25 protein-coding genes are annotated in these 24,460 nt (G+C 49.4%); 14 read left to right on the top strand and 11 right to left on the bottom strand.

Annotated features, from left to right (window positions below; genetic code table 11):
* Positions 1 to 6: 6 nt before the first annotated feature.
* Together coaD and ggt are read left to right on the top strand one after the other, a co-directional pair.
* The gene (coaD, locus tag Q0698_RS02625; RefSeq protein ID WP_298633424.1) at positions 7 to 489 is read left to right on the top strand and encodes a pantetheine-phosphate adenylyltransferase; all 483 of its coding nucleotides are present in this window, start codon (positions 7 to 9) and stop codon (positions 487 to 489) included.
* The gene (ggt, locus tag Q0698_RS02630; RefSeq protein WP_298633426.1) at positions 486 to 2,207 is read left to right on the top strand and encodes a gamma-glutamyltransferase; all 1,722 of its coding nucleotides are present in this window, start codon (positions 486 to 488) and stop codon (positions 2,205 to 2,207) included. The genes coaD and ggt overlap by 4 nt, the downstream gene beginning before the upstream one ends.
* 50 nt (positions 2,208 to 2,257) lie before the next feature.
* Here ggt and Q0698_RS02635 read toward each other — a convergent pair whose 3' ends face one another.
* From Q0698_RS02635 to radC, 5 genes are all read right to left on the bottom strand, one after another.
* Entirely contained in the window at positions 2,258 to 3,457 is a 1,200-nt protein-coding gene (locus Q0698_RS02635; RefSeq protein WP_298633428.1) for a serine hydrolase domain-containing protein, read from the bottom strand.
* A gap of 12 nt (positions 3,458 to 3,469) precedes the next feature.
* Entirely contained in the window at positions 3,470 to 4,276 is an 807-nt protein-coding gene (mutM, locus tag Q0698_RS02640) for a bifunctional DNA-formamidopyrimidine glycosylase/DNA-(apurinic or apyrimidinic site) lyase (protein ID WP_298633430.1), read from the bottom strand.
* 127 nt (positions 4,277 to 4,403) lie between these two features.
* A complete protein-coding gene (gene rpmG, locus Q0698_RS02645; protein ID WP_121875433.1) occupies positions 4,404 to 4,559 on the bottom strand; it encodes a 50S ribosomal protein L33 in 156 nt (51 codons plus the stop codon).
* Between the two features lie 28 nt (positions 4,560 to 4,587).
* On the bottom strand, positions 4,588 to 4,824 hold the full coding sequence (gene rpmB / locus Q0698_RS02650) for a 50S ribosomal protein L28 (protein ID WP_298633433.1): 237 nt from the start codon (positions 4,822 to 4,824) through the stop codon (positions 4,588 to 4,590).
* Positions 4,825 to 5,053: 229 nt separating this feature from the next.
* Positions 5,054 to 5,683, bottom strand: coding sequence for a DNA repair protein RadC (gene radC, locus Q0698_RS02655; protein WP_298633435.1), 630 nt, complete (start codon positions 5,681 to 5,683; stop codon positions 5,054 to 5,056).
* A 64-nt stretch (positions 5,684 to 5,747) separates the two neighbouring features.
* Here radC and coaBC point away from each other — a divergent pair, with 64 nt between their 5' ends.
* From coaBC to slmA, 4 genes are read left to right on the top strand one after another with little or no spacing between them, the layout of a single operon-like run.
* On the top strand, positions 5,748 to 6,953 hold the full coding sequence (gene coaBC / locus Q0698_RS02660) for a bifunctional phosphopantothenoylcysteine decarboxylase/phosphopantothenate--cysteine ligase CoaBC (protein ID WP_298633437.1): 1,206 nt from the start codon (positions 5,748 to 5,750) through the stop codon (positions 6,951 to 6,953).
* 9 nt (positions 6,954 to 6,962) lie between these two features.
* A complete protein-coding gene (locus Q0698_RS02665) occupies positions 6,963 to 9,200 on the top strand; it encodes a phosphomannomutase/phosphoglucomutase (protein ID WP_298633439.1) in 2,238 nt (745 codons plus the stop codon).
* Positions 9,175 to 10,092: an acetylglutamate kinase gene (gene argB, locus Q0698_RS02670; protein ID WP_298633441.1), complete on the top strand. Its 918-nt coding sequence runs from the start codon at positions 9,175 to 9,177 to the stop codon at positions 10,090 to 10,092. The genes Q0698_RS02665 and argB overlap by 26 nt, the downstream gene beginning before the upstream one ends.
* 40 nt (positions 10,093 to 10,132) lie before the next feature.
* The gene (gene slmA, locus Q0698_RS02675; protein ID WP_298633443.1) at positions 10,133 to 10,726 is read left to right on the top strand and encodes a nucleoid occlusion factor SlmA; all 594 of its coding nucleotides are present in this window, start codon (positions 10,133 to 10,135) and stop codon (positions 10,724 to 10,726) included.
* 20 nt (positions 10,727 to 10,746) lie between these two features.
* Here the strand turns inward: slmA and Q0698_RS02680 are convergent, their stop codons facing one another.
* Both Q0698_RS02680 and pyrE read right to left on the bottom strand, forming a co-directional pair.
* Positions 10,747 to 11,325 carry a hypothetical protein gene (locus tag Q0698_RS02680; RefSeq protein ID WP_298633445.1) on the bottom strand — a complete coding sequence of 193 codons (579 nt, stop codon included), beginning with the start codon at positions 11,323 to 11,325 and terminating at the stop codon, positions 10,747 to 10,749.
* Between the two features lie 12 nt (positions 11,326 to 11,337).
* Positions 11,338 to 11,979 (bottom strand): orotate phosphoribosyltransferase, encoded by a 642-nt coding sequence (gene pyrE, locus Q0698_RS02685; RefSeq protein ID WP_298633447.1) that lies wholly within the window; start codon positions 11,977 to 11,979, stop codon positions 11,338 to 11,340.
* Positions 11,980 to 12,081: 102 nt separating this feature from the next.
* On the opposite strand from pyrE, the gene Q0698_RS02690 reads away from it, so the two are divergent.
* Positions 12,082 to 12,858 carry an exodeoxyribonuclease III gene (locus tag Q0698_RS02690; protein WP_298633448.1) on the top strand — a complete coding sequence of 259 codons (777 nt, stop codon included), beginning with the start codon at positions 12,082 to 12,084 and terminating at the stop codon, positions 12,856 to 12,858.
* 24 nt (positions 12,859 to 12,882) lie between these two features.
* On the opposite strand, the gene rph is transcribed toward Q0698_RS02690, so the two are convergent.
* Complete coding sequence (gene rph, locus Q0698_RS02695) at positions 12,883 to 13,590, bottom strand: ribonuclease PH (protein ID WP_298633489.1); 708 nt, start codon at positions 13,588 to 13,590, stop codon at positions 12,883 to 12,885.
* A gap of 102 nt (positions 13,591 to 13,692) precedes the next feature.
* Between rph and Q0698_RS02700 the strand changes: the two genes are divergently transcribed.
* The 5 genes from Q0698_RS02700 (at position 13,693) to Q0698_RS02720 (ending at position 18,104) form a co-directional block, all read left to right on the top strand.
* The gene (locus Q0698_RS02700; RefSeq protein WP_298633449.1) at positions 13,693 to 14,541 is read left to right on the top strand and encodes a YicC/YloC family endoribonuclease; all 849 of its coding nucleotides are present in this window, start codon (positions 13,693 to 13,695) and stop codon (positions 14,539 to 14,541) included.
* 112 nt (positions 14,542 to 14,653) lie between these two features.
* Positions 14,654 to 15,277, top strand: a complete 624-nt coding sequence (gene gmk / locus Q0698_RS02705; RefSeq protein WP_298633490.1) for a guanylate kinase — start codon at positions 14,654 to 14,656, stop codon at positions 15,275 to 15,277.
* Between the two features lie 74 nt (positions 15,278 to 15,351).
* Positions 15,352 to 15,576 carry a DNA-directed RNA polymerase subunit omega gene (gene rpoZ, locus Q0698_RS02710; protein WP_298633451.1) on the top strand — a complete coding sequence of 75 codons (225 nt, stop codon included), beginning with the start codon at positions 15,352 to 15,354 and terminating at the stop codon, positions 15,574 to 15,576.
* Entirely contained in the window at positions 15,576 to 17,711 is a 2,136-nt protein-coding gene (locus Q0698_RS02715; protein ID WP_298633453.1) for a bifunctional (p)ppGpp synthetase/guanosine-3',5'-bis(diphosphate) 3'-pyrophosphohydrolase, read from the top strand. The genes rpoZ and Q0698_RS02715 overlap by 1 nt, the downstream gene beginning before the upstream one ends.
* Positions 17,712 to 17,720: 9 nt before the next feature.
* The gene (locus tag Q0698_RS02720; protein WP_298633455.1) at positions 17,721 to 18,104 is read left to right on the top strand and encodes a RidA family protein; all 384 of its coding nucleotides are present in this window, start codon (positions 17,721 to 17,723) and stop codon (positions 18,102 to 18,104) included.
* Here Q0698_RS02720 and Q0698_RS02725 read toward each other — a convergent pair.
* A complete protein-coding gene (locus Q0698_RS02725) occupies positions 18,094 to 18,891 on the bottom strand; it encodes a sugar nucleotide-binding protein (protein WP_298633457.1) in 798 nt (265 codons plus the stop codon). The two genes, Q0698_RS02720 and Q0698_RS02725, sit on opposite strands and share 11 nt — an antisense overlap.
* 26 nt (positions 18,892 to 18,917) lie before the next feature.
* On the opposite strand from Q0698_RS02725, the gene Q0698_RS02730 reads away from it, so the two are divergent.
* The gene (locus tag Q0698_RS02730) at positions 18,918 to 19,835 is read left to right on the top strand and encodes a hydrogen peroxide-inducible genes activator (RefSeq protein ID WP_298633459.1); all 918 of its coding nucleotides are present in this window, start codon (positions 18,918 to 18,920) and stop codon (positions 19,833 to 19,835) included.
* Positions 19,811 to 21,904 (top strand): ATP-dependent DNA helicase RecG, encoded by a 2,094-nt coding sequence (gene recG, locus Q0698_RS02735; RefSeq protein WP_298633461.1) that lies wholly within the window; start codon positions 19,811 to 19,813, stop codon positions 21,902 to 21,904. Before Q0698_RS02730 ends, recG begins: the two co-directional genes overlap by 25 nt.
* Here recG and Q0698_RS02740 read toward each other — a convergent pair.
* Both Q0698_RS02740 and Q0698_RS02745 read right to left on the bottom strand, forming a co-directional pair.
* Positions 21,901 to 23,172 carry a dicarboxylate/amino acid:cation symporter gene (locus Q0698_RS02740; protein ID WP_298633463.1) on the bottom strand — a complete coding sequence of 424 codons (1,272 nt, stop codon included), beginning with the start codon at positions 23,170 to 23,172 and terminating at the stop codon, positions 21,901 to 21,903. The genes recG and Q0698_RS02740 overlap by 4 nt on opposite strands.
* 82 nt (positions 23,173 to 23,254) lie before the next feature.
* Entirely contained in the window at positions 23,255 to 24,418 is a 1,164-nt protein-coding gene (locus Q0698_RS02745) for an FAD-dependent oxidoreductase (protein ID WP_298633465.1), read from the bottom strand.
* Between the last annotated feature and the right edge of the window lie 42 nt (positions 24,419 to 24,460).

Consider the following 24,460-nt stretch of genomic DNA (forward strand, 5'->3'; position numbering starts at 1 on the left):
TACATTATGCGCAGGGTGGTTTACCCCGGAACATTTGATCCCATTACCAACGGTCACACGGATCTCATTGAGCGTGCCAGTCGACTATTCGACGAAGTGGTGGTGGCTATTGCGCCGAATACTAAAAAGAATCCGCTCTTCACGTTAGAACAGCGGGTCAGCATGGTCAAAGAGGTTACTCAGCACCTACCCAGTGTCCAAGTCATTGGCTTTGAGGGATTGCTAGTGGATGTTGTTCGCAAGAATAAGGCGACGGGTGTGCTGCGAGGGCTTCGAGCGGTTTCAGATTTTGAATACGAATTTCAGCTGGCGAATATGAATCGTGCTTTGGCCCCCGAGGTGGAGAGCTTATTCTTAACACCGGCAGACCATCTTTCTTATATCTCCTCAACGCTAGTCCGCGAAATAGCCGCTCTCCAGGGTGATGTGACTAAGTTCGTTCACCCAAAAGTAGCAGAAGCGTTAAAACTTCGATTTGAGCAAGCATGATGCGCGGGCTCATATTGGCCGTAGCATTATTTAGCGCCTCAGTATGGGCAAGTGATGAACTTCAGCCGGAAGCCTATTCGGGTATAAGCGCTCTAAAGGGCGGCACCTCGCAGAACGCGATGGTCGTTGCAGCCCATCCTTTAGCCGCCGAGGCGGGTTACCAAATACTTCAACTTGGTGGTTCCGCTGTTGATGCAGCGATTGCAATTCAGCTTGCGCTGACCTTAGTTGAACCACAATCCTCTGGGATCGGTGGTGGCGGCTTCATGTTGCACTACGATGCTGCGCTCGAATCGTTAGTGATGTTAGATGGTCGAGAGACGGCGCCGATGGCTGCCGATGGCTCGTTGTTTCTCGAGGAAAATGGCGATCGAATGGGCTTCTGGAAAGCACTAATCGGTGGCCGCTCTGTGGGAGTCCCCGGCGTACTCGCTATGCTGGCCGAGGCACATGAACAGCACGGAAAATTACCCTGGGAAACACTCTTTGAGCCAACCATCAAGTTAGCTGAGGAAGGGTTTGTAGTTTCGCCCCGACTTCACTTGCTTCTCTCTACCTTTCCCTACATGGATGTCAATCCAGCAATCAAAGCGTATTTCTATGATGGTGACGGTGAACCCTGGCCGGTTGGCTATCGGCTTAAAAATCCGGATTACGCCAAAACTCTTAAGCTCCTAGCGACTGAGGGTGTTCAGGTCTTTTACCATGGACAGTTGGCGGAACAGATTGTGACAGCAGTTCAGTCAGATAGCTCGAGCCAGGGATTGCTAACGCTGGCAGATATGCAAGCCTACCAGCCCGTTGAGCGCCTAGCGGTTTGCGCTCCGGTTTGGGATTATGAAGTGTGTAGTGCGGCGCCGCCATCATCAGGCGGTGTGACACTGCTGCAGCAGTTGAGTCTGATTGAGCGACAGCAGGCCGACTACAGCGGGCCCTTAGATCCACTGTTTATCCATCATTTCACCGCGGCATCAAACTTAGCTTTTGCCGATCGAAATATGTATTTGGCTGATTCGGACTTTGTAGCGGTTCCTGTGGCGGGGCTGTTGGCGCCCGATTATCTTGACGAGCGCGCTAAACTCATTACCTCTGAGGCGTTAGTCTCAGCACAACCCGGCGTTCCCGATGTGTCGCTGACTCGAGCCTTTCACGGCTCGCCGTCCCAACCGTCAACCACACACTTTTCCGTTGTTGATACGGAGGGCAATGTCGTCAGCATGACTAGCTCTATTGAAATGGGCTTTGGCTCACGAGTGATGGTAGGTGGCTTCTTGCTGAATAATCAACTCACTGATTTTGACTTCGTACCGGTCAATGCGGATGGCGAATTAGTGGCTAATCGAGTTCAGCCCGGAAAACGTCCACGCTCGTCCATGTCGCCAACAATTGTATTTCTTGATGGTAAGCCAGTGTTAACAGCGGGCTCCCCGGGGGGTTCTCGAATCATCAATTACACGGCTCAGGCCATTGCTAATGTGCTGCTCTTTAATCTGACGCCCGAAGCTGCGGTAGCCGTTCCACATATCGTTGCTCGAAACACCTCGGTGCTGGAATTAGAGTCTCCTGGTATCGATGCAGAAACCATTGACGCACTGGAGCAGCAGGGTTATCGCGTCCGGTCTGGATTTCAAAATTCGGGACTTCATCTGATTAAGATTGGCAACTTCTTAGAGGGTGGTGCCGATCCGCGTCGAGAGGGTGTTGTGAGAGGGGAATAGTGCTCGGCGCCTAGTAATCCTTATACTGGGCGCCGCATTCTCTAGGTAGCCTAGTAACGATACGCGCCGTAAATCATTGAGCGCAACTCTGAGCGGATGTTATAGGTTGATGATGGAATAAGCTGAGTGAGTAGGAGGACGCCAAACTGTTCCTCAGGATCAATCCAGAAGTTGGTACTTGCCATACCACCCCAGCCATATTCGCCTTCAGAGCCCACGACTCCCGCGGCGGTGACATCAAATAGATTGGAAAAACCAAGCCCATACCCCGTTCCTTGGTAGCGAACCTCACTGAATGATCCCATGCTCATATCGGCAATACTCGCGCCGTTAGGAAGATGATTTAGGCGCATATACTCCAGTGTTTTAGGAGCAATAATCTGTTGGTTTTCATGGCGTCCATGGTTAAGGAGTAGACGCATGAATTTGAGGTAATCTGCACTCGTTGACACCAGGCCGCCACCGCCAGAATGGGCTCTCGGGGTCTGGCTAAAAAGCGAATTATCGTAGCGGTCAAATAACTTCAGTGAATTCTCCTCGGTACACTGGTAGCAGCTCGTCATTCGCTCCGCGGTGCCGGTATATTGAAACCCAGTCTGCAACATGCCCAGAGGTTGGAAAATCTCCCGTTGCATAAATTCACCCAAAGAACAGCCACTGACGGCCTCAACAACAAAGCCGATAACGTCAGTAGACAGTCCGTAATTCCATGCTGTACCCGGTTCGAAAAGGAGCGGAGCTTCGGCAAGATTTGCCAGCCATTGTTCCTTGGTATTACGCCACACGTGATCCAGCTCATGTTGCACATAGAAGTGCTCGATAGGGTTGGCCTGGTTGAAGCCATAGGTGAGCCCACTGGTATGGGTGAGTAGCTGGTGGATGGTGAGTGGATTCTCTATGGGTCGAGTAACGAAATCTCCTAACGTACCACTTTCGTAGACCTTGAGAGAGCTTAGCTCCGGAAGGTAGTCGGCTACCGCATCCGTTAGCTGAATTAAACCGCGCTCTACCAACATCATCAGTGCCATACAGGTGATAGGCTTGGTCATTGAATAGATTCGGTAGCTGTGCTGAGTAGTTATGGGCGTTTGGGTATCGATATCTGCAAAGCCCGCTGCATGAGAATAGATAGTCTCGCTGGGGGTGGTAATAGCTACCTGCAGATTGGGAAGCTTATTCCCCGCCAAATAGTTGTGTTCAAGCTGTCTAACCATGGCAGCGAGTTTGTCTTCATTAAAGCGTCCGAGCATTGAGTCATTCCTCTATCGTTGGCAGTTTGGGCAGTAGACGGTACTCCGACCACCAAGGCGTATTTCCTTTAAAGCCTGCTTGCATACAGTACAGTCTAGGCCACCGCGACCGTAGACGTGTAATGACTGTTTAAAATAACCCGGTTGGCCGTCGGAGCCCACGAAGTCCTTGAGGGTAGTCCCCCCCTGTTCGATGGCTTCAGCGAGCACGATGCGAATGGCATCATAGAGGGCGTTAAGGCGTTTAACTGACACCCTACTTGCCGCTCGTACAGGGCTGATCTTCGCCATAAATAGCGCTTCGTTGGCGTAGATGTTACCAACGCCGACAACGATTTTATTGTCCATGATCGCCTGTTTTATTGGTCGCTTGGTGGCACGAAGTGCCGCCGCGAAGGGTTCACGCTGGAAATCCTCCTCCAGCGGCTCTGGACCGAGTTTGCTGAGGAGCTCATGACTAGCGTTGGGGGCGACGAAGAGCCAGCAACCGAAGCGACGTGGGTCGGTATAGCGAAGCGCAATCTTGCCGAGCTCTAAGTCCACATGATCATGAAAGCCGGGCGGCTCACCCTGTTCAATCACTCGTAGGCTGCCTGACATCCCGAGATGGACCATAATGGAGCCCTTCGCAGTATCAATAAGTAGGTATTTGGCTCGGCGGCGAACAGTGAGTATCGTTTCGCCCACTAGGGATTGGAGCTCCGGAGATACCGGCCAACGTAATTTGGCCTGACGAACGACGAGCGCAGTAATACGCTGCTGTTGGATATGGGGTTGGACGCCACGTTTGGTGGTTTCTACTTCGGGCAATTCAGGCATGATTGCAAGCTATCTTCTGCGAATGAGAAGGTACTTTAGAATGCTTTGCGGGCGGCGGCAACTGGGATAAACCGCCATAAAAAAAGCCCGACTAAATAGCCGAGCTTTCTTTGGAGCGAAGAATCAATTACTTGATCTTAGCTTCTTTGTACATAACGTGCTTGCGAACAACAGGATCGTACTTCTTGATCTCCATTTTTCCAGGCATGTTGCGCTTGTTCTTGTCAGTAGTGTAAAAGTGACCAGTGTTAGCGCTTGATACTAAACGGATTTTATCACGCATGTTAAAAACTCCTAAATGCTTTTAAAGCTTATACAGATTCGCCACGAGCGCGGATATCAGCAAGAACGGAATCGATACCTTTCTTGTCAATGATACGCATACCTTTTGAAGTAAGACGAAGGCGTACGAAACGCTTTTCCGACTCAACCCAAAAACGGTGGTGGTGCAAATTTGGCTCAAAACGACGCTTAGTGCGGTTTTTCGCGTGTGAAACATTGTTTCCAGTTACTGGACGCTTGCCGGTAACTTGACATACTTTAGACATGATATCGCCTCAAAAAATCTACTCGGTTGCCTTGGTTGCCCGATTAAACGTCGGGCGAAATCCGAATTCTGTCTTCGTTTGGGTTTTTAGCCCGTTGGAGGTCGCGTTTTATACCAGAACCGCTAGCCATTAACAAGAAAAAACTCGAAAATTGCCTGATTTTCATGCTATTCGGTAGTTTCGCGCGCCAGTCGAAAAAACGAGCCAGCATTATACACATTTTAATGGGTTAGACCCAACCTCGTTCTGCAAAGGATATTACCTCGCAATCGCCGACAACAAAATGGTCGAGAACACGTATATCTATGAGTGAAAGAGCGTTAATGAGTCGATCGGTGATTCGTCGGTCTGCATCACTCGGCTCAGCAATACCCGATGGGTGGTTGTGGGCGAAAATGACGGCAGCGGCATCTAAGTCAATCGCAGCGCGGACTACCTCCCTAGGGTAAACCTGAGCAGCGTTGATGGTGCCCTTAAATAACACCTTTGTCTCGATTAGACGATGTTGGTTGTCTAGGAATAAAGCGATAAATCGTTCTCTGCGTCGCTGAGCAAGTTCGGCAAGTAGAAATATTTTGACGTCATTGGGGTCATTAAAATAGGTAGAGCGCTGAAGTTCCTCACTCAAATAGCGGCGATTGAATTCTCTAACTATCAGCAGGGTGTGGTGGAGTGCCGCAAAGTCGGGTTCACTCTCACATTGCCAGGCCAGGTGGCGCAGTGAATTCGTTTCATTTACTTCACGTAATATCGCTACATCGTTGCTGTTAATGGAATTAAACAAATTTTGAAATAGGTCAAAATTACTCACTTGCTTAAAGCGATCATGGCTGTTTTTTTTCGGTAAAGCTTTAGACATAAGCTGCACACCTCACTGGGGTTGTGTTATCTTTTTATTTTCCCTTTTGAGTCTTATATAAGCGATGGAACAACTAGCTGCATTAGCGAATAAACGAATCCTTCTTGGCGTAACAGGCGGAATCGCTGCGTACAAGAGCGCGGAGTTCATCAGGCGCCTCAAAGACTGGGGTGCCGACGTTCGTGTAGTTATGACGCCCGCGGCACAGGAATTTATAACCCCGCTAACGCTCCAGGCGCTATCCGGTAATTCGGTAGGTATTGATCTTTTGAATACCGAAGCCGAGGCAGCGATGGGACATATCGAACTAGCTAAGTGGGCAGATTTAGTAGTTGTTGCGCCCGCCTCGGCAGACTTTATTGCACGTTTTGCAGCCGGAATGGGCAATGACTTGCTCACCACGCTTTGTTTAGCCACTGATGCACCCATAGCCATTGCACCGGCTATGAACCAACAGATGTGGGCGGCAGCCTCCACCCAGGAGAACCTTAATCTTCTCGCTAATCGATCAGTGAAGCAGTTCGGCCCCGATTCGGGGAGTCAGGCCTGTGGCGATGTTGGTCTAGGTCGAATGTTAGACCCGAATGAGCTAGTAAGGCTCTCGGCAGAGCAATTTACACCGGGCTCACTGGCTGGGAAAACGGTGTGTATTACCGCTGGGCCTACGCGCGAACCGATTGACCCGGTGCGCTTCCTGTCCAATCATAGCTCTGGGAAGATGGGTTACGCGTTAGCGCAGGCGTGTGTTGAGGCTGGGGCCACAGTTAAGTTGATCAGTGGCCCGGTTAATCTTATTTCCCCAGAGCGGGTTGAGCTTATCGCCGTTGAGACCGCGCAGGATATGTTGGCAGCAGCTATGGAACATGCGCTAGGTGTGGACTTGTTTATCGCTGCGGCCGCCGTGTCCGACTATCGCGTTGAGCAATGTGCTCAACAGAAGCTTAAGAAGGTAGCCGACGATGACCTGCAGCTCACCTTATTACAAAACCCCGATATTCTTGCGACGGTAGCTAAACACGAGCAGCGGCCCGGTTGCGTAGTGGGTTTTGCGGCGGAAACGAATGACGTGATTCGCTACGCCAGAGATAAGCTATCACGCAAACAGCTAGACTGGATTGTGGCAAATGATGTCTCGCGCACGGACGCGGGCTTCAATCATGATGATAATGCAGTGACGTTGATTTCCGCGACCACTGAACAGTCATTGACTTTGGCGTCCAAGAATCAGATTGCCATCCAGCTTGTTGCCACACTAGCTGTCAGCCTTTAAGGAGTTTGAGTGAAGTTTCAGATTGTAAAGAAGGCGATCGGGGTCGTTGCAGCAGCCTTTGTTGTTGCCTGCGCAGTTCCCTATTTCAGCCTCAGTTTCATTGAGGATGATCACGCAGCGCTACAAAAGCAGCGTGTTGTAGAGCAGGCACAGCAAATAAGACATGTTGTTGCTGATGGCTTGCGTTTGGCACAACTTGAGTTCGAACAAAATTTGGCAGAAATTACTGAAGAGCCGCTGACGAAACGAGGCTGGAATACTTTCACTGACCAACAGAATGGGGTGGTGTTGGGCGCGAAACTAAATGAAGTCGAACTTGATGACTCATTTACTCCGCCAATTTCCTGGGGCGATCTACGCATGATTCGAGCTATTGGTAAGGATCAATTCATCGAACCGGAGGCGTTTGAGTTTAACGATATCTGGTATCTTCGCCTCGCCAAAGTTGTTACCCAAGCTGGCGACGCGCAAGCAGTAGCCTATATGCAAACCGTACCGCTTAATTATTTTTCCGAGTTACTACTCCCTCAGCTGTCTAATGGCCGGGTCATATTGCTTCAACAGCTACCGCAAGGTCGGGCGCAAATGATTCTTAGTCAAGGAGCTGGTGAAGGCACGCATCGCGAACGGATTAGAATAAGCGGCATCTGGATGGCAGAGTTTGATGCTAGTGATCAATGGTTAACTCAAGTCGATAAAGATTACAGTTTGGTTTACTACGCCCTAGCGATTAGTGCATTGATCTGCTTATTGGGAGTGGTCATGGCGCGTCGAATTTACCAATACGAAGCTAGTATGAGGGAGGAGTCCAAAAAGGGCTTACGTAAATCCTCCACGGCTCATGATGCAAAATGGGCGGAAGTACCACACCATGTGTTTCGTGATTATGATATCCGCGGCCGTGCCGAAGAGCTAACTGACGAACTTGTGTTGAACCTCGGCAGAGCTTTGGGTACCAAGGTGCTTTCAGCACAAGGTGAAGGGATGTACGTGTGCCGTGATGAACGAAGCTCATCTCCCCGGCTACACAGAGCTTTGATTAAGGGGATTCTGGAAACCGGCTGTCATGTTGTGGATATTGGTACAGGACCTTCCGGCAAGCTCTATTACGCCACTGAAGTGGGGCGTCATCAATCTGGAGTCATGATAACCGCTAGTCACAACCCAAAGGACTACAATGGTTTTAAAATTGTGATAGGCGGCAAGGTGCTGGATGGAAAGCGGGTTCGTGATATTAAATCACTGGTTGTTGCCAACAAATTTGCTTCAGGGACGGGAGAATTTCATGAAGAGAGCTTGGATAATGAGTATCTTGAGCGTCTGACCCAGGGCATTACCGAGTCGATATCCTATAAGGTGGCTGTGGATGCTGGTAATGGCATCGCCGGTCCCACCGCATTATCGGTGTTGAAGTTAGTAGGTTGCGAGCCGATACCGCTTTTTTGTGATCCCGATGGTGATTTTCCTAACCATGACCCAGATCCCTCGCACTTACCAAATCTCGATACACTCAGGCAGCGAGTGATTGACCACCAAGCAGATTTCGGCATCGCACTAGATGGTGACGGCGACCGCCTGTTTATGATTGATGAGCTTGGCCAGATTATTATGCCGGATAAATTACTAATGTTACTCGCCCGCGATGTCTGCGCTCGGAGGCCCAACAGTAAGGTGGTCTTCGACATTAAGAGTTCTAGTACCATTAACGAGTTCATCGAGCGTTATCAGGGGGAAGGGTTAGTTTGTAAGTCTGGTCATTCCAACGTGCGCAATAAAATGGTTCAAGAAAATGCTATCCTTGGAGGAGAGTTATCGGGACATTTATTCATCGCCGATGATTGGTATGGCTTTGATGATGGGATCTATGCAGCACTGCGGATTATTCAGCTTCTGAATCAACGCCAGCAGCCCCTAAGTGAATTCGTAGCCACGCTACCCAAGAGCTATTCGTCTGCCGAAATCAGGATTCCAGTGAGTGCCGATTACAGTGCGCATCTATTAGATCTTATGAATGATCACCAGGATTGGAAAGATATTGCTACTTTCCTACTATTGGATGGAGTTCGTGTTGAATTTACTGATGGTTGGGGCTTGGTTCGTCCATCCAACACTGAAAGTGCGGTGACGTTCCGCTTTGAGTCTGATACCGAAGATGGTTTGGCGGCGGTGAGACAACGATTTTATGACCTCTTAAGTAGCGCATTCGACGATATAGACTGGAATGAGCTCATCGAAGATTTACGATAAGGAAATTACCGTGGATAACAGTAAAGCAAGCGTATTAACGGAAGCGCTGCCCTACCTCCAAAAATTCGCAGGGAAAACGATTGTGGTTAAGTATGGCGGTAACGCCATGGTTGAAGAGGACCTAAAAGCCAGCTTCGCTAGAGATATCGTGCTAATGAAGGCTGTAGGCATGAATCCTGTGGTAGTGCATGGTGGTGGGCCCCAAATTGGCGATCTATTAGCTCGGCTCAATATCGAATCTCGGTTTGTGGATGGGTACCGTGTAACTGATGCTGAGACTATGGATGTCGTCGAAATGGTATTGGGCGCCAATGTAAACAAAGGAATTGTGAACGCCATCAACCAAGCGGGTGGTCAAGCCATTGGGTTAACGGGCAAAGATGGTAAACTGATTCAAGCAAGCCGATTGAAAATTTCGTCCAGAGAGCAGAGTCCGGAACATACCACTTCTGAGATTCTAGATATTGGCCACGTTGGTCAGGTAGACTCGATCAACGCATCGGTTATCGACATGCTAGTAGCGAGTGATTTCATTCCAGTCATTGCACCCATCGGCGTTGGTGAGCAGGGAGAGTCTTACAATATTAACGCGGACTTGGTGGCCGGGAAGATCGCTGAAGTTCTCAATGCAGAGAAACTCATGCTTCTAACGAATGTAGCAGGCTTGCAAGATAAGAGTGGCGAGATCCTAACTGGACTAACGGCGCTAGAAGTTGACGAATTAATCGCGGATGGCACCATCTATGGTGGTATGCTACCTAAAATCGGCTGTGCGCTAGATGCAGTAAAAAACAGCGTAAGCAGTGCTCACATCATTGACGGGCGAGTAAACCACGCCGTGTTACTTGAAGTATTCACCGATGAAGGTGTAGGTACATTGATTAAGCCGTAATCGTTGAACTTTAAAATAACGACTTATTTCGTGGGGATTTATGACAGTTACAGAGCAAAAAATTTCGCGCAAGCAACATATTTTGCAGGCGCTCGCAGGAATGCTCGAGCAAGACTTAGACGGGCGAATTACAACTGCCAAACTTGCTCAGGAAGTCGGTGTCTCTGAAGCGGCATTGTATCGCCACTTTCCGAGCAAAACTAAAATGTTCGAGGCATTAATTGAGTTTATCGAAAGTACGGTTTTCGAACGTATTTCAAAAATTATTAAGGATCAAACAAGCGCGCTAGAGCGTTGCGATGCAATCCTCTTTCTGTTGCTAGGCTTCTGTGAACGAAATCCGGGCATGGCTCGAATCTTGGTAGGCGACGCGTTGGCCGGTGAAAATGCGAAGCTTCACGCTAGGGTAGTAAAGTTCTTTGAGCGAATCGAGACGCAAATTAAGCAGGTACTTCGTGAAGCAGAATTACGTGAAGGTTTACGCCCAGTGTTAACCGTTACGGAAGGCGCCAACTTATTGATTAGTTGTGTCGAAGGGCGCATGGGGCAGTTTGTTCGCTCAGGCTATCGCCGCTCGCCTACCGAAGGTTGGCGTGATCAATACCAGTTTCTAATGACTGGTTTCTTCCGCTGAAAATAGGACTGCTGGAAATGTTACTCTCCCAGCAGCTCCTTCAGGCGAGTTAATTCGATCTCATTTTCGGTTTGGCTCGTTACATAATCTGCCTCAAGTGCAATAATTTCATCACTTATTGAGGCTATTTCATCGCGAAATTGTTCCAAGGCAGCAGCTGTGGCTTCACTTACTGCCCCATCTTGCCGCTCTTCAAGCCCCGCGCTATTTTCTATAGCGCGAAGACTTACCCGCGCTTCCTCTAGCTTTGAGTTTGCTAGACTTATTTCTGTCATCAATGCAGATTCGCGGCGTGAAATGGCATCTTTCAGCTCGTCGGAATTACCATAAGTCATTAGCAGCTTAAGATCATACTCTCTCTGCTCTGCTGCAGATCTTTCAGCCTCAATGTCACTTTCAGTTTTAGCGGGCTCGATAACTGCTACAACTATCCCCTGAGGATTGATGACCTCATAGCCCTGTTGTATGGCTTCGGGCGTGAGACGATAAGCGACAACGAGCTTGCCTTTCTCGTCCTGGTAGCGATAAAAATCTGCGACTGCACCAGCGCTCGCGAATGATATTATGGTGGCAGCTAAAAGCAGCTGTGGAATACGCATTGAAACTCCTGTTTAAACGCCGTAGTCGTTACGGTAACTCGTCATTTTCTCAACTAGCTGATGCTCACTTTGAGCGCTTAGCCATTCGATGATGTGGTCAATTGTAATGATTGAGAGAACAGGAACATTGAAGTCGTGCTCAACTTCTTGAATTGCCGATAGTGTTCCGTGGCCCCGCTCTTTGCGATCTAGGCCAATGCAGACACCTGCGCAGGACGCATTGTTGGCTTTCAAGATATCAATTACTTCGCGGATAGCTGTCCCTGCAGTAATGACATCATCTATAATGAGCACGCGCTGTTGTTCGATATCGGCACCAACAAGTTTACCGCCTTCTCCGTGATCTTTTGCTTCTTTGCGGTTGAATGTCCACGGAATATCGATACCATGATCAGTGGCTAAAGCAACTGCCGTAGCGGCAGCGAGAGGGATACCTTTGTAGGCAGGCCCGAATAGAACATCGTATTCTACGCCGCTGTCTACAATTGCTTTAGCATAAGCTTTGCCCAATAGAGCGAGAGTCTTCCCGGTCTTGAATTTTCCGGCGTTGAAAAAGTACGGACTGATTCGACCTGATTTCAATGTGAATTGGCCAAATCCTAATGCCTCTGCTTCAATTGCGAGCTTTAAGTAATTTTCTTGGTGGAGTTCCATGCGAATATCCCAAAAGTTGCTAACGTTAGGTAAAGAAGTATTAATAAAATTAACACGACTGTGCGATCTAACTATTATACGCGCATTTTTTAGGGATACTTAATGAGAGTTATTACGCTTTGTGTCGATGGTATTGATAATGCTATAGGCAATGGCTTGTTTGATTGGCTGCGAACGCAAGATGCCGACGTTATTTGTCTACAGGACATGCGCAGGCCAGAGCCCGATTTGGCATGGGAGCCCGAGTATCAACTTGAAGGCTACTTCGGTTATTTCTTTGATTCACCGGACGGTACCTACTGCGGTGTAGGGATCTATTCGCGCCAGCCACCCAAGGCCATTATGACAGGCTTTGGATTTGCTAGCGGAATTGATATGGACGGTCGCTACGTGCAAGCCGACTTTGAAGGAATCTCTATTGGCTCGTTATTGGCCCCAGGAGCTACCTCAGAAGTACAGTCGCTAGAGGATAAGATACAATTCTTCGACGATTTACAGGCGCACCTTTCTAAAATTACTCGCAAACGCCGTGAGTATATTATTTGTGGTAATTGGAATCAGATTCATCGTGACTACGATGTCGAGAACTTTGAAGCCAATGCCGACTCTTCCGGCGCCCTGCCGTTTGAGCGAAAATGGATGACACAGCTATTCAACGATATTGGCTATGTAGATGCTTTTCGTAAAGTAAACAAAGATAAAGATGAATTTACCTGGTGGCCAAGCGGCAAATTGGGTGAAGGAGATGGCTGGCGAATTGATTACCAGGTCATTTCAGAAAATTTATCTGGAGCGGTGGAATATGGCGTTGTTTACAAAACCAAGAGTTTTGGCTCCCATGCACCGGTCATCATTGACTACGATATCGAGCTATTTTAGCCGATACCGTAGTGCTGATAAATCTTAAGCCTTTTGAATAGCGAGTAGCTCGCCACATCCTTTTTGCGCTAGCGCGAGTAGGGCATTAAGGTGTTCTCCGGTGAACGGTTTACCCTCCGCAGTACCTTGGATCTCAATGAAGCCTCCTTCCTCGGTCATAATGACATTCATGTCGGTGTCGGCCTCTGAGTCCTCAGGGTAGTCTAAATCGAGTACTGGAGTGCCTTGATAGACGCCAGCGGATATGGCGGTGATCCAGCGAACTAGCGGATTCGACTTGAGCTTACCTTTCGCAACCCAAGCCTCTAAGGCAATATTTAACGCGACACAGCCGCCAGTGATTGACGCTGTTCGGGTACCGCCATCGGCTTGAATGACATCACAATCAATCGTAATGGTGTTTTCGCCTAGTGCTTTCATGTCAACGCCAGCACGGAGACTACGGCCAATCAAACGCTGAATTTCTACGGTTCGGCCAGTTTGTTTTCCACGAGCAGCCTCACGATTCATGCGTGATCCAGTTGAACGAGGTAACATGCCATATTCGGCGGTAATCCACCCCTGGCCCTGGCCGCGCAGAAAGTGGGGTACGCCCTCGCTAATTGATGCAGTACAGATAACCTTAGTGTTGCCAACCGAAATCAATACGGAGCCTTCTGCATGGCAGGTGAAATCTTTAACGATAGAGACATTTCGCATTTCGTCTGGGAGACGACCACTCGGTCTTTGAATCATAGTAGGGCTTCTCGGTGAGTAAGTTAGTCTTAGAGTATACCGCACTGCAGCAAGGCTGCATGTGCTAACATTATTTTTTTAATTCCCTGGGAGTATTTCATGCTATCAATGACGGCCTTTGCTCGTGCCAATGTCAACACCGAATGGGGCTCTGTAACCTGGGAGCTGAAAAGTGTTAATCATCGTTATTTGGAACCCTACATTCGCCTACCAGAATCAGCCCGCAACTTAGATGTGATGGTCCGAGAGCGGCTGAGGAGCAAGCTCGCGCGAGGCAAGGTCGATGCTACCCTAACGCTGCAACTTGCGGAGACAGCGCAAACGTTTAGCCTCAATAACGAGTTGGTCGAAAAGCTTACTCAGGCGAGTCGGGCCATTGACCCTAACTCTCCCGTCAGCACCATGGATGTCCTGAGATGGCCGGGTGTTGTCATCGAGACGAAGCATGAAGGTGACGAGCTAAATGTGGCGATTAAGCAATGTTTGGATCAAGCAATCTCTGAGTTGATTGATAATCGAAAGCGCGAAGGGGCGGCTATTTCAGGGATGATTGACGAGCGAATCAAGGGGATGCGAATTGAGGTAGAGAAGGTTACCGAAGTCATGCCTGTACTACTGCAAAAACAACGCGATCGACTCACGGAACGTTTAGCTGAGCTTCAAGATACGTTGGACCCTGAGCGTATCGAGGCGGAGTTCGTGATGATGGCGCATAAGGCGGATGTGGAGGAAGAGATTGACCGCCTGGTGGCACACCTTGATGAGGTAACAAGGGTGTGCACCCAGAAGGGAGCAATTGGTCGCCGTCTTGATTTTCTCATGCAGGAGTTGAACCGCGAGGCGAATACGCTGAGTTCTAAGTCAATTAGCCCGCAGACCACGCAGAGTGCGGTCGAAATGAAAGTATTAATCGAGCAGATGCGTGAGCAGATCCAGAATATAGAATAAAGTACTCATCGCGAAAGGCCTGAAGTTGAAATCGCTTTGGCGAAGGGTTGTGATGCGATATACTGCATGGTTTCCAGCTTTACAAATGTATGAGTAGCAAAACACTAAGGTAATTCCAGTGAGTCGCGGAAACTTATTTATTATTTCAGCTCCTAGTGGGGCCGGTAAAACTAGTCTTGTTCGAGCACTGCTTGATGCGTTGTCGAATATTAAAGTGAGCGTCTCACATACTACTCGCTCGCAGCGACCGGGCGAAGAGCACGGTGTAAGCTATCATTTTGTGGACTTGGCTACCTTTGATGAAATGGTTAGCGAAGGGCATTTCCTCGAGTACGCAATGGTATTCGGAAATGGCTATGGCACCAGTGCTTCGTGGGTAGAAACGGAATTGGCCGCCGGTACCGATGTCATCCTAGAAATTGATTGGCAGGGTGCTCAGCAGGTGCGTAAATTACTTCCAGCTGCGGTCGGTATTTTCATTCTTCCGCCGTCATTAGCCGCATTGAAAACGCGCCTTACTGGTAGAGGCCAGGATGCTTCAGATGTGATTGAGCGACGGATGAAAGAGGCGGTAAGCGAAATCTCGCACTATGCTGAAAACGATTATCTGGTTATAAATGATGACTTTGATCATGCGCTCGCAGATTTGCGTGCCATAATCCGTTCTCAGCGCTGTGAAATTTCAGCACAGGCTAGAGATCATGAAGCTTTATTGAAAGAATTGTTGAGCGAATAAGCGCTAACAAAGTACACTAGGTCAGCAACTGACGAGTTGCTGAAAGAAACTCTGCAGAACTATTAGGAATTCCCATGGCTCGTATTACCGTAGAAGATTGTTTAGATAACGTAAAGAACCGCTTTGAATTAGTTATGGTTAGCAGTAAACGTGCTCGCCAAATCGCAGTTGAAGGTCAAGAACCTTACGTGGCATTTGAAAATGACAAACCAACCGTTGTAGCGTTGCGTGAAATTGCGGAAGGTTATGTCACCGCAGATATCCTAGAAGACGACGAGCAGCCTGCTGTCGAGTTCTAATGTCTAGCACGCTGGTAAGTGACAAGCCAATCACCATTGACGAGCTTACCGATAAGCTAGAAAACTATTTGCCCGCCGAGCGTGTTCAAAGCGTCAGGCGGGCTTATTTTTATGCCCAGCAAGCACATGATGGGCAAACTCGCCGCAGCGGCGAACCCTACGTAACTCACCCCCTCGCCGTCGCAAACATTCTCGCCGATATGCACATGGATCCTGAGAGCCTGATGGCGGCAATGCTGCATGATGTGATTGAAGATACTGGCATTCCTAAGGATGCACTCTCACAGCAGTTTGGCAATGCCGTCGCGGATCTGGTTGATGGTGTTTCCAAGCTCACTCAGATTGAATTTAGTAGTCGTGCTGAAATGCAGGCTGAAAATTTTCAAAAGATGGCGATGGCGATGGCCCGCGACATCCGCGTTATTTTGGTCAAATTGGCCGATCGGCTCCATAATATGCGAACACTTGGTGCGTTAAAGCCGGATAAAGGTCGTCGTATTGCGCGAGAAACCCTGGATATCTATGCCCCCATAGCTCATCGACTTGGCATGAACGATATTCGCCTGGAGCTTGAGGACCGAGGCTTCTATGCTATGCATCCGGTTCGCGCTACTCGCATTGATGCCGCCATGCGTTCTGTTCGAGGCAATCGTAACGAAATCGTTTCGAAGATAACCGACGCGCTCCAACAATGTTTGCAGCGCGAGGGACATGAAGTAATGGTTAGCGGCCGAGAGAAGCACCTCTGGTCTATTTACCAAAAAATGAAGTCGAAGCATAAATCGTTCACTGAGATCATGGACGTCTATGCATTTCGCATTGTTACTCAATCGGTAGACCAGTGTTATCGAGTTTTGGGGTGTATCCACAATCTTTATAAACCAGTGCCAGGAGCGTTTAAGGATTATATTGCCATTCCGAAGACTAACGGGTATCAGTCACTCCATACGGTGCTTATCGGGATGCATGGCGTGCCTATCGAAGTGCAAATTCGCACCGCTGAAATGGATACGATGGCCAACCATGGGATTGCCTCTCACTCGCTCTATAAAACCTCGGAAGAGGACGACTTGGCGCCTCACACTAGAGCGCGAGATTGGGTTCAAGGTTTGTTACAACTACAGCAACAGGCAGGTAATCCGCTCGAATTCATAGAGCACGTAAAAGTTGATCTATTCCCCGATGAAGTTTATGTGTTTACTCCTAAGGGTAAAATAATCGAATTGCCTCAGGGTGCAACGGCAGTCGACTTCGCCTATGCAGTGCATACGGGTGTTGGCGATCGTTGTGTGGCCGCTCGAATTAATAATCGACTTTCACCGCTCTCCCAAGTTTTAGAGAGTGGTCAGCATGTTCAAATTATTACTTCACCTGGCGGCCAGCCTAATCCAGCATGGCTAGATTTTGTCGCGACTGGCAAGGCGCGATCCGCTATTCGTCATTTCTTAAAGACTCAACGTGTCAGTGAGTCGGTGGTGCTTGGTAAGCGGATGCTTAATCGAACGCTCCAGGCCTATCGACAGAACATTGACGAGATTGATTCTACAGAGATCAATCGAGTACTTGAACAGCATAAGCTTACCGATGTAAATGCCCTGTTTGAGGAGATCGGCTTAGGAAATCATATCCCCTTTGTAATCGCCCAGCAGTTAATGGCTACCAGCTCCACAGGAGAGTTTGAAGACGTCAGCGAAGCACCCTTGCTGGTGAGTGATAGTGAGGGCATGGTGATGAGCTTTGCCGGTTGCTGTCGACCTATTCCGGGCGACCAAATTATTGGTCGCATCAGCCCAGGAAAGGGAGTGGTAGTCCATCGCGATGATTGCCACAATCTTAATGAGCTTCGTGGTAAGGCTGGCGAGTTAACACCTGTGGCGTGGTCAGGCGAGGTAACAGGAGAATACTTAGCCGATATTCGCGTTGAAGTTGAAAATATTCGCGGTGTATTCGCGAGTTTGGCAGCGCTTCTGGCAGAAGAGGGCGGTAATATTGACCGGGTTGATATCGCCGAAAAGGATGCGGGCTATGCAATTATTAACTTGACGGTAGGTGTGAAGAGTCGAGTACACTTGGCCTCAATACTTCGCCGAGTACACCGGAAATCTTGGGTACTGAAGTCGGGTCGAAAAAAATAAGGATACCCCATGTCAAACCGTTCAATTGTTTCAACTGAAAATGCGCCAGCTGCGATTGGCACTTACTCCCAAGCTGTTAAAGTCGGCAACACTGTCTATCTATCCGGGCAAATTCCTTTGGATCCAACCACGATGGAAATGGTTGATGACTCCTTTGAATCTGAAACTCACCAAGTATTTAAAAATCTTAGTGCGGTTATGGATGCGGCTGGCGGAACGATCAATAGCATCGTTAAGTTAAACATCTTTCTCACTGACCTATCGCACTTCGCTACGGTAAATGAAATTATGGCGCAGTACTTCGATCAGCCCTACCCAGCTCGCGCAGCGATTGGTGTGGCCGAATTGCCTAAAGGTGCTCGCATTGAAGCCGATGGTGTAGCTAGCGTTTAAGCGCTAGCAGGCCTTGGCGGTAGCTAGGGTAGTCAAGTTTAAAGCCGCTCTTCGCCAAAGCTGAGGCGTGAAGGGCGATACCCTCCGAAGTATGCTTTCTGTTCAACCCCATCAGATAATCGATGACCTCAGACTCGCTGGCCGGCGCACCGTCGGTGACGATGTATCCGCCGGGCTTACATGATGGAATTCTCTCAATGAGGAAACTCATAAAGCGCGCCAGATCGTCGGCGTGAATTCGATTGCCTAATCGATGACCACTCTCTTCGGGTGTATTCATGAGTCGCTCCCACCGCGAAGTTGAGCGGCCATAGATACCGCTGGGGCGAACAATAATTGTGTTCTGATGATTGCTGGTCACGAGCTCTTCCATGTCAATTAAGACCTGCCCGTATTCATCGGCGGCCAATGGAGGAGAGAGATCATTAATCGTGGTATTTTGGTGGCCTCGATACACTCGAGTGCTAGAAACTAGCATCAGCCAGGTATCGGGGTGGAGTTTGTTAATGAGCTCTTCGCTGGTCTTGAGATACCCCTGTCGATAGCCAGCAATAGAACGGTCAGTAGGCGTGGGGGTGTAAATGACAACGGAGTTTTCATCCTGTTGAGATAGTTGCCAGTCACTACCTCTACCTAGCTCAACGGCAAGGGCATTCTCGGGATCAGGGTGTGCTCGCGTATTGCGGCTAAGCGTTACAATGCGATTAGCTATCGGTTTTTGCAGGTGATACAGACGACGTAATATGTCACCATATCCTAATAGGTAGAGATTTTTTCCACTCAACATAACGCTAGCTCAAAACGGATGATGCCATGACTTTAAACGAATTACGCTATGTCGTCACGCTTGCCGAGGAGCAACACTTCGGCCGTGCAGCGGAAAAGTGTTTTGTGAGTCAGCCTACCCTAAGTATAGCGATCAAGAAGTTGGAGCAGGAGTTGGACGTGTCGTTGTTCGAACGGACACGTAATCAAGTGTGCTTAACTCCCGTGGGCCAACAAATTGCTCAACAGGCACGCAAAGTACTTAGCGGTGCATTGGAAATTAAACAGCTAGCAACACAGGGTCAAGACCAGTTGGCGTCGCCACTCAAAGTGGGTGCTATTCTAACCGTTGGGCCTTACCTCTTCCCTTTTTGCATCCCTCAGCTTCGCGCTATTGCGCCGAAGATGCCCTTGGTGATTGAGGAGAACTACACCGCGGTGCTCCGGAAGCAGCTTCGCGACGGTGCCCTGGATGTAATCATTATAGCGCTGCCATTCTCGGAGCCAGATGTGATTGTTGAGCCCCTCTACGATGAGCGTTTTGTTGTCCTACTTCCCGCTGATCACCCGTTAACGGCTAAAACTGAAATTGTGGCAGGCGAGTTAGCGGATGAAAACATCCTCTTCTTAGGAGGCGGGCATTGTTTTCGAGATCAAGTTTTGGCGGTCGATCCAGTTATTCAATACTCCTTCGAGCATCGCAAAGAAGCGATGCTTGGCGGTGAGGGAAGCTCCATTGAAACCCTACGCCACATGGTAGCCTCGGGGTTGGGTATTACTATTCTTCCAGCCAGTGCCGCGGACCTTTCGAACTATCAAGCAGGGATGTTAGAGGTGAGACCTTTTACAGCGCCTGAACCTACCCGCACGATTGCGCTGGCATATCGGGCAAGCTTTACCCGTCGCGAAGCGGTAATGGCCCTCAAACAAGCTGCTTTGTTATGTCCATTGAACAAACCTCAATAGCACGCGTTCCGGTTGGTGAGCTAAAGGGCGTTGGCAAGGCGCTCACGGAGAAGCTCGCCAAGATTCATATCCACTCGCTGCAGGATATTCTGTTTCATCTACCGGCTCGCTATGAGGATCGCACGCGTGTCTGCCCTATTGGTCATATTCGTCTTAGCGATCATGTTCTTATTCAAGCTGAGGTAGTGTCCTGTGAGGTGGTATTTGGTCGGCGCAGAGCGCTGCGAATAGTTGTTAAAGATGGTTCAGGGCAGATTGCTCTGAGGTTCTTTCGCTTTGGCGCCAACCTTAGACAGCAGCTTGTCCCAGGAACTACTTTACAGGCATGGGGCGAAGCGCGGCGCGGAGCGAGTAGTTTAGAGATGTATCATCCGGAAATGAAAATTGTTGCCGAAGGGGAGCCTATGCCCGCTTTAGCTGACCGTCTTACGGCTGTTTACCCTACCACCGAAGGTTTGCCGCAAGCACGGATGCGCAGTCTGGCCGATCAAGCTCTTGAGCGTCTGGGTAGTCTCGATGTTGATCAATTACTCCCGAAATCAATGACGAGTTCGCTCCGATTGCCGTCGCTGAGTGAAGCACTGCAACTCATCCATAAGCCCACTCCCGATGTTTCAACCCGGGACCTGGCCGAGGGGAGCCATCCTGCTATTCAGCGACTGGTTATTGAGGAGCTAATTGCCCATCGTCTTAGTATGCTAAAGCTTCGTTCTGAGTACCGAAGAAAAGCTGCGTTGGTGTTGCCAAGGCCAAATGAACTCGAAGCCAAATTCCTCAGTCAGCTGAGTTTCAAGCTAACCAATGCCCAAGCTCGAGTCGTGGATGAAGTCAGTCAGGACCTTAGTAAGCCGGAGGCAATGCTGCGGCTCGTTCAAGGTGATGTAGGTTCCGGAAAAACGGTAGTTGCTGTAATCAGTGCGCTGCACGCGGTGGCAAAGGGTTCGCAGGCTGTGGTGATGGCTCCCACCGAGATTCTCGCCGAGCAGCATTACTTTAGTTTTAAGGAGTGGCTGGAGCCGTTAGGAGTCAAAGTGGTTTGGCTAGCGGGGAAGATAGGCGCTAAGCTACGTCGCGAGACCTTGGTTCAGATCGCCGAGGGTAGTGCAGATCTTATTGTTGGTACCCATGCGGTTTTTCAGCCGGACGTTGCTTACCATCAGCTAGCCCTAGCCGTTATTGATGAGCAGCATAGGTTTGGCGTTGATCAGCGGCTGGCGTTGCGTCAAAGGGGCATCGAGAGTGGCTGTGCGCCTCACCAACTGATTATGACCGCGACCCCCATTCCTCGTACGTTAGCGATGACTGCTTATGCTGATCTCGATTGCTCGGTGATAGATGAATTACCACCCGGGCGAACACCTATTCAAACCTTACTTGTAAGTAATCAGCGTCGCGCGGAGGTTGTTGAACGAGTCCACGCAGCATGTTCAGGCGGGCAGCAAGCCTACTGGGTGTGTACTCTGATTGATGAATCCGAAGTGGTTGAGGCTGAAGCTGCCGAGGAGACCTGTCAGCTACTCCAAGCTGCGCTGCCATCTCTATCTATAGGCTTAGTCCACGGGCGCATGAAAGCGGCCGAAAAGGCGCAGGTAATGGCGGACTTCAAGGCTAAAAAGCATCATTTGCTGGTGGCAACCACGGTGATTGAGGTGGGTGTCGACGTTCCGAACGCCTCGGTAATGATAATTGAAAACCCGGAGCGCTTAGGGCTCTCACAGCTCCATCAGTTACGCGGTAGAGTGGGACGCGGGACGCGTGAGAGCTTCTGTATCTTGATGTATTCAACACCGCTCTCGCAAAATGGCAAAGCTAGATTAGGAGTGATGCGAGAGAGCACCGATGGCTTCGTGATTGCTGAAAAAGATCTCGAACTTCGTGGTGCGGGTGAGTTATTAGGTACTCGTCAAACTGGCGATGCAAGCTTTAAGATTGCTCATCTCGAGCGAGACAGTCACCACCTAGATGATGTGGCCGAATTAACTGAACAGTTTCTACAGGACTACCCGGAGCGAGCCCAGCCGTTAATCGACCGATGGCTCGCGGGGGCAGAGGTATTCGCTAACGCTTAGTTAGCGTTGGCGAATACGTCGCGGTTAAGTTTATTCTCTTTGACGGCTACCACCGTTGATACCGCGGCATCGCCAGAGACGTTGATGGCGGTACGAATCATATCGAGTAGACGGTCTACGCCGAGAATAATAGCAACGCCTTCAACTGGCAGTCCTGCCTGCTGCAATACCATTGATAGAGTGATTAGACCTACGCCTGGCACACCGGCGGTACCAATCGATGCCAAGGTTGCTGTAAGAATAACGGTTAGATAGCCAAGTAGACCGATATCAATACCATAAATCTGCGCAATGAATACCGTCGCCACCCCTTGCATGATGGCCGTGCCGTCCATGTTGATGGTTGCACCAAGTGGTATGGTAAACGATGCCACTGAATTGTGGATACCAATTTTCTCTTCGGCCACTTCCATGGTGACGGGCATGGTCGCGTTTGAACTAGCGGTTGAAAAGCCCATCGAGAGAGCAGGGCGCATTTTCTTGAAAAACATCAGTGGGCTGAGCCCTGCAATAAACTTTACCAAGCCGCCGTAGACAAAGGTGGCGTGGAAGATTAGGACAAATACCAGCGTTGCGATGTACCAAAATAGCGAGCCCAGTGCGCCCACATCCAGCGTAAAGAACAGCTTCGCCAAGAGGCAGAAAACACCATAGGGTGCGAAGTTCATTAAGATATTTACCATCTTCATGATCACTTCGTTGAAGTTGTTGAAGGTGGAGGCAACGCGGGTGCCAAAATCACCGGCCTGTGACACGGCAACACCAAATAGAATAGCGAACACAATCACTTGTAGCATGTTGCCTTCAACCATCGCCGCAAAGGGGTTGCTTGGGAACATGCCAACTACAACATCAATCAACGGGGGAGATTCTTTCGCACTGAAAGCGTCAGCGCCAGGAAGCTCTAGAGAGATTCCATCGCCCGGATTGACGATGTTGGCAAAGAAGAGGGCAAGGGTAATAGCGATACACGTGGTTATGACGTAGAGGCCAACGGTTCTGAAGGCAATAGCCCCCATACGAGAGTTCGAACCCAGTGACGATGTTCCGCAAACTAAGCTGACAAAAACCAGAGGAACAACTAATAGTTTCAACGAGTTGACGAAAATTTGCCCACCCATGTCGAATAGACCATCCGCTAGCCAAATACCATAAAAATTGGTGATGGGGTTATCAGGGAAGAGGCTACCGAGTAGCTGCATTAGTAGCCCTAATGCTATACCCGCTAACATGGCCAGCAGGATCTTACTTGTTAGGCTTAAGTTCATTGTATCCTCATTGGGCTGGGCCCACTGTTTATTCATGGTTATTAGTTAACTGATGCTACCTGTCTACGCAGCGCTATTCAAATTAGGCCATGACCTTTGGCAGCGATTTAGCCAGCGAAGCTTTCTCTGAGATCGAACTGCCACCGAGACTGAAGCCAATCAGTGCCCCCGAGACATTATAGGCCAACGCTTTTACTCCACCTTCCACATGTTCGACCTGCCAATGAACTGGGGTTTCTGGTGTGGTGTCAGGTGGGTTCGTTACAATGGGAAAGCGAGAGGTCTTAATGGTCACTGGCATCGCTGGGTAACTAACGGCCGTTGGTGTGCCTGATAATGTTTGCGCAAGCGCTCTGACACATTGCATCAAAGGCATGACATAATAAAGTAAGTGTCCATCCACCTCTGCGCAATCGCCCAGGGCGTAGACATGTTTCACTGAGCTACGAAGCTCTCGATCGACTTGTATTCCTCGCTCGCACGCTAACCCGCTCTGACGGGCTAATTGGGTTCTAGCTCTCACTCCCACCGCACTCAAAACGATATCAGCAGCTAATTCAGTGCCATTGTTAAGGGTAGCGACCACACCATCTTTGTCTTCCCGAATGGCAGTGACCGCAGTACTGAGATGCAGATCGATGCCCTCTTCCGTAAATTGGCTGACGAGTGCATTGCCAATAGCTTCGTGGCAAAGGTTACTAAGGAGTGTAGGCTGAAGTTCAACTAGGCTAATTTTCGCGCCCGTTGTAAGTAGGTCGTTGGCGTATTCACAACCAATAAGTCCGCCGCCGATAATAAGGATTCGCTGAGCGGTTTTGGCGGCTTCCTGAAACTCGGCGAATTGCTCAAGGTCATTGACAGCAAACGTCTTGCTCTGAGCGGTATTCTCGATAGGCAGGTTGATGGTTTCAGAGCCCGCGGCGATGACGAGATCGCGATAGTTAAGCTGTGTTCCGTCAAAGGAAAGCACACGCTTATGCGTGTCGATGGCGTCAACGCTAACAAAGGTATGGATGGTCGCACTTAACTGCTCAGCCATTTTACCTGCGTCGGCCATTGTTAGGCCTTCTGCCGTTTTGTCTTTGCTGAAGGCAGTTGACAGCATGGGTTTGGAGTAGCTTCTGCCACTATCCTGCGTCAACATTATTAGCGGTGTTGACGAGTCGCGCTTACGCCACTCGCGCGCAAGATTGTAGGCGGCGAGGCCCGTGCCGATGATGACGAGCGGAGCGTCTTGGTTAGACATAGGTGTCCCTTAACTCGATAAAAATGATCAATTTTCTAGTAC

The organism is uncultured Umboniibacter sp. (assembly GCF_947497555.1).
Taxonomy (GTDB): Bacteria; Pseudomonadota; Gammaproteobacteria; order Pseudomonadales; family DSM-25080; genus Umboniibacter.

Bases quoted from the DNA above. Each gene is read 5' to 3' on its own strand.
- coaD (WP_298633424.1), top strand. From the start codon at position 7: ATGCGCAGGGTGGTTTACCCCGGAACATTTGATCCCATTACCAACGGT.
- ggt (WP_298633426.1), top strand. From the start codon at position 486: ATGATGCGCGGGCTCATATTGGCCGTAGCATTATTTAGCGCCTCAGTA.
- Q0698_RS02635 (WP_298633428.1), bottom strand. From the start codon at position 3,457: ATGCTCGGACGCTTTAATGAAGACAAACTCGCTGCCATGGTTAGACAG.
- mutM (WP_298633430.1), bottom strand. From the start codon at position 4,276: ATGCCTGAATTGCCCGAAGTAGAAACCACCAAACGTGGCGTCCAACCC.
- rpmG (WP_121875433.1), bottom strand. From the start codon at position 4,559: ATGCGTGATAAAATCCGTTTAGTATCAAGCGCTAACACTGGTCACTTT.
- rpmB (WP_298633433.1), bottom strand. From the start codon at position 4,824: ATGTCTAAAGTATGTCAAGTTACCGGCAAGCGTCCAGTAACTGGAAAC.
- radC (WP_298633435.1), bottom strand. From the start codon at position 5,683: ATGTCTAAAGCTTTACCGAAAAAAAACAGCCATGATCGCTTTAAGCAA.
- coaBC (WP_298633437.1), top strand. From the start codon at position 5,748: ATGGAACAACTAGCTGCATTAGCGAATAAACGAATCCTTCTTGGCGTA.
- argB (WP_298633441.1), top strand. From the start codon at position 9,175: ATGAGCTCATCGAAGATTTACGATAAGGAAATTACCGTGGATAACAGT.
- slmA (WP_298633443.1), top strand. From the start codon at position 10,133: ATGACAGTTACAGAGCAAAAAATTTCGCGCAAGCAACATATTTTGCAG.
- Q0698_RS02680 (WP_298633445.1), bottom strand. From the start codon at position 11,325: ATGCGTATTCCACAGCTGCTTTTAGCTGCCACCATAATATCATTCGCG.
- pyrE (WP_298633447.1), bottom strand. From the start codon at position 11,979: ATGGAACTCCACCAAGAAAATTACTTAAAGCTCGCAATTGAAGCAGAG.
- Q0698_RS02690 (WP_298633448.1), top strand. From the start codon at position 12,082: ATGAGAGTTATTACGCTTTGTGTCGATGGTATTGATAATGCTATAGGC.
- Q0698_RS02700 (WP_298633449.1), top strand. From the start codon at position 13,693: ATGCTATCAATGACGGCCTTTGCTCGTGCCAATGTCAACACCGAATGG.
- rpoZ (WP_298633451.1), top strand. From the start codon at position 15,352: ATGGCTCGTATTACCGTAGAAGATTGTTTAGATAACGTAAAGAACCGC.
- Q0698_RS02715 (WP_298633453.1), top strand. From the start codon at position 15,576: ATGTCTAGCACGCTGGTAAGTGACAAGCCAATCACCATTGACGAGCTT.
- Q0698_RS02720 (WP_298633455.1), top strand. From the start codon at position 17,721: ATGTCAAACCGTTCAATTGTTTCAACTGAAAATGCGCCAGCTGCGATT.
- Q0698_RS02725 (WP_298633457.1), bottom strand. From the start codon at position 18,891: ATGTTGAGTGGAAAAAATCTCTACCTATTAGGATATGGTGACATATTA.
- Q0698_RS02730 (WP_298633459.1), top strand. From the start codon at position 18,918: ATGACTTTAAACGAATTACGCTATGTCGTCACGCTTGCCGAGGAGCAA.
- recG (WP_298633461.1), top strand. From the start codon at position 19,811: ATGTCCATTGAACAAACCTCAATAGCACGCGTTCCGGTTGGTGAGCTA.
- Q0698_RS02740 (WP_298633463.1), bottom strand. From the start codon at position 23,172: ATGAACTTAAGCCTAACAAGTAAGATCCTGCTGGCCATGTTAGCGGGT.
- Q0698_RS02745 (WP_298633465.1), bottom strand. From the start codon at position 24,418: ATGTCTAACCAAGACGCTCCGCTCGTCATCATCGGCACGGGCCTCGCC.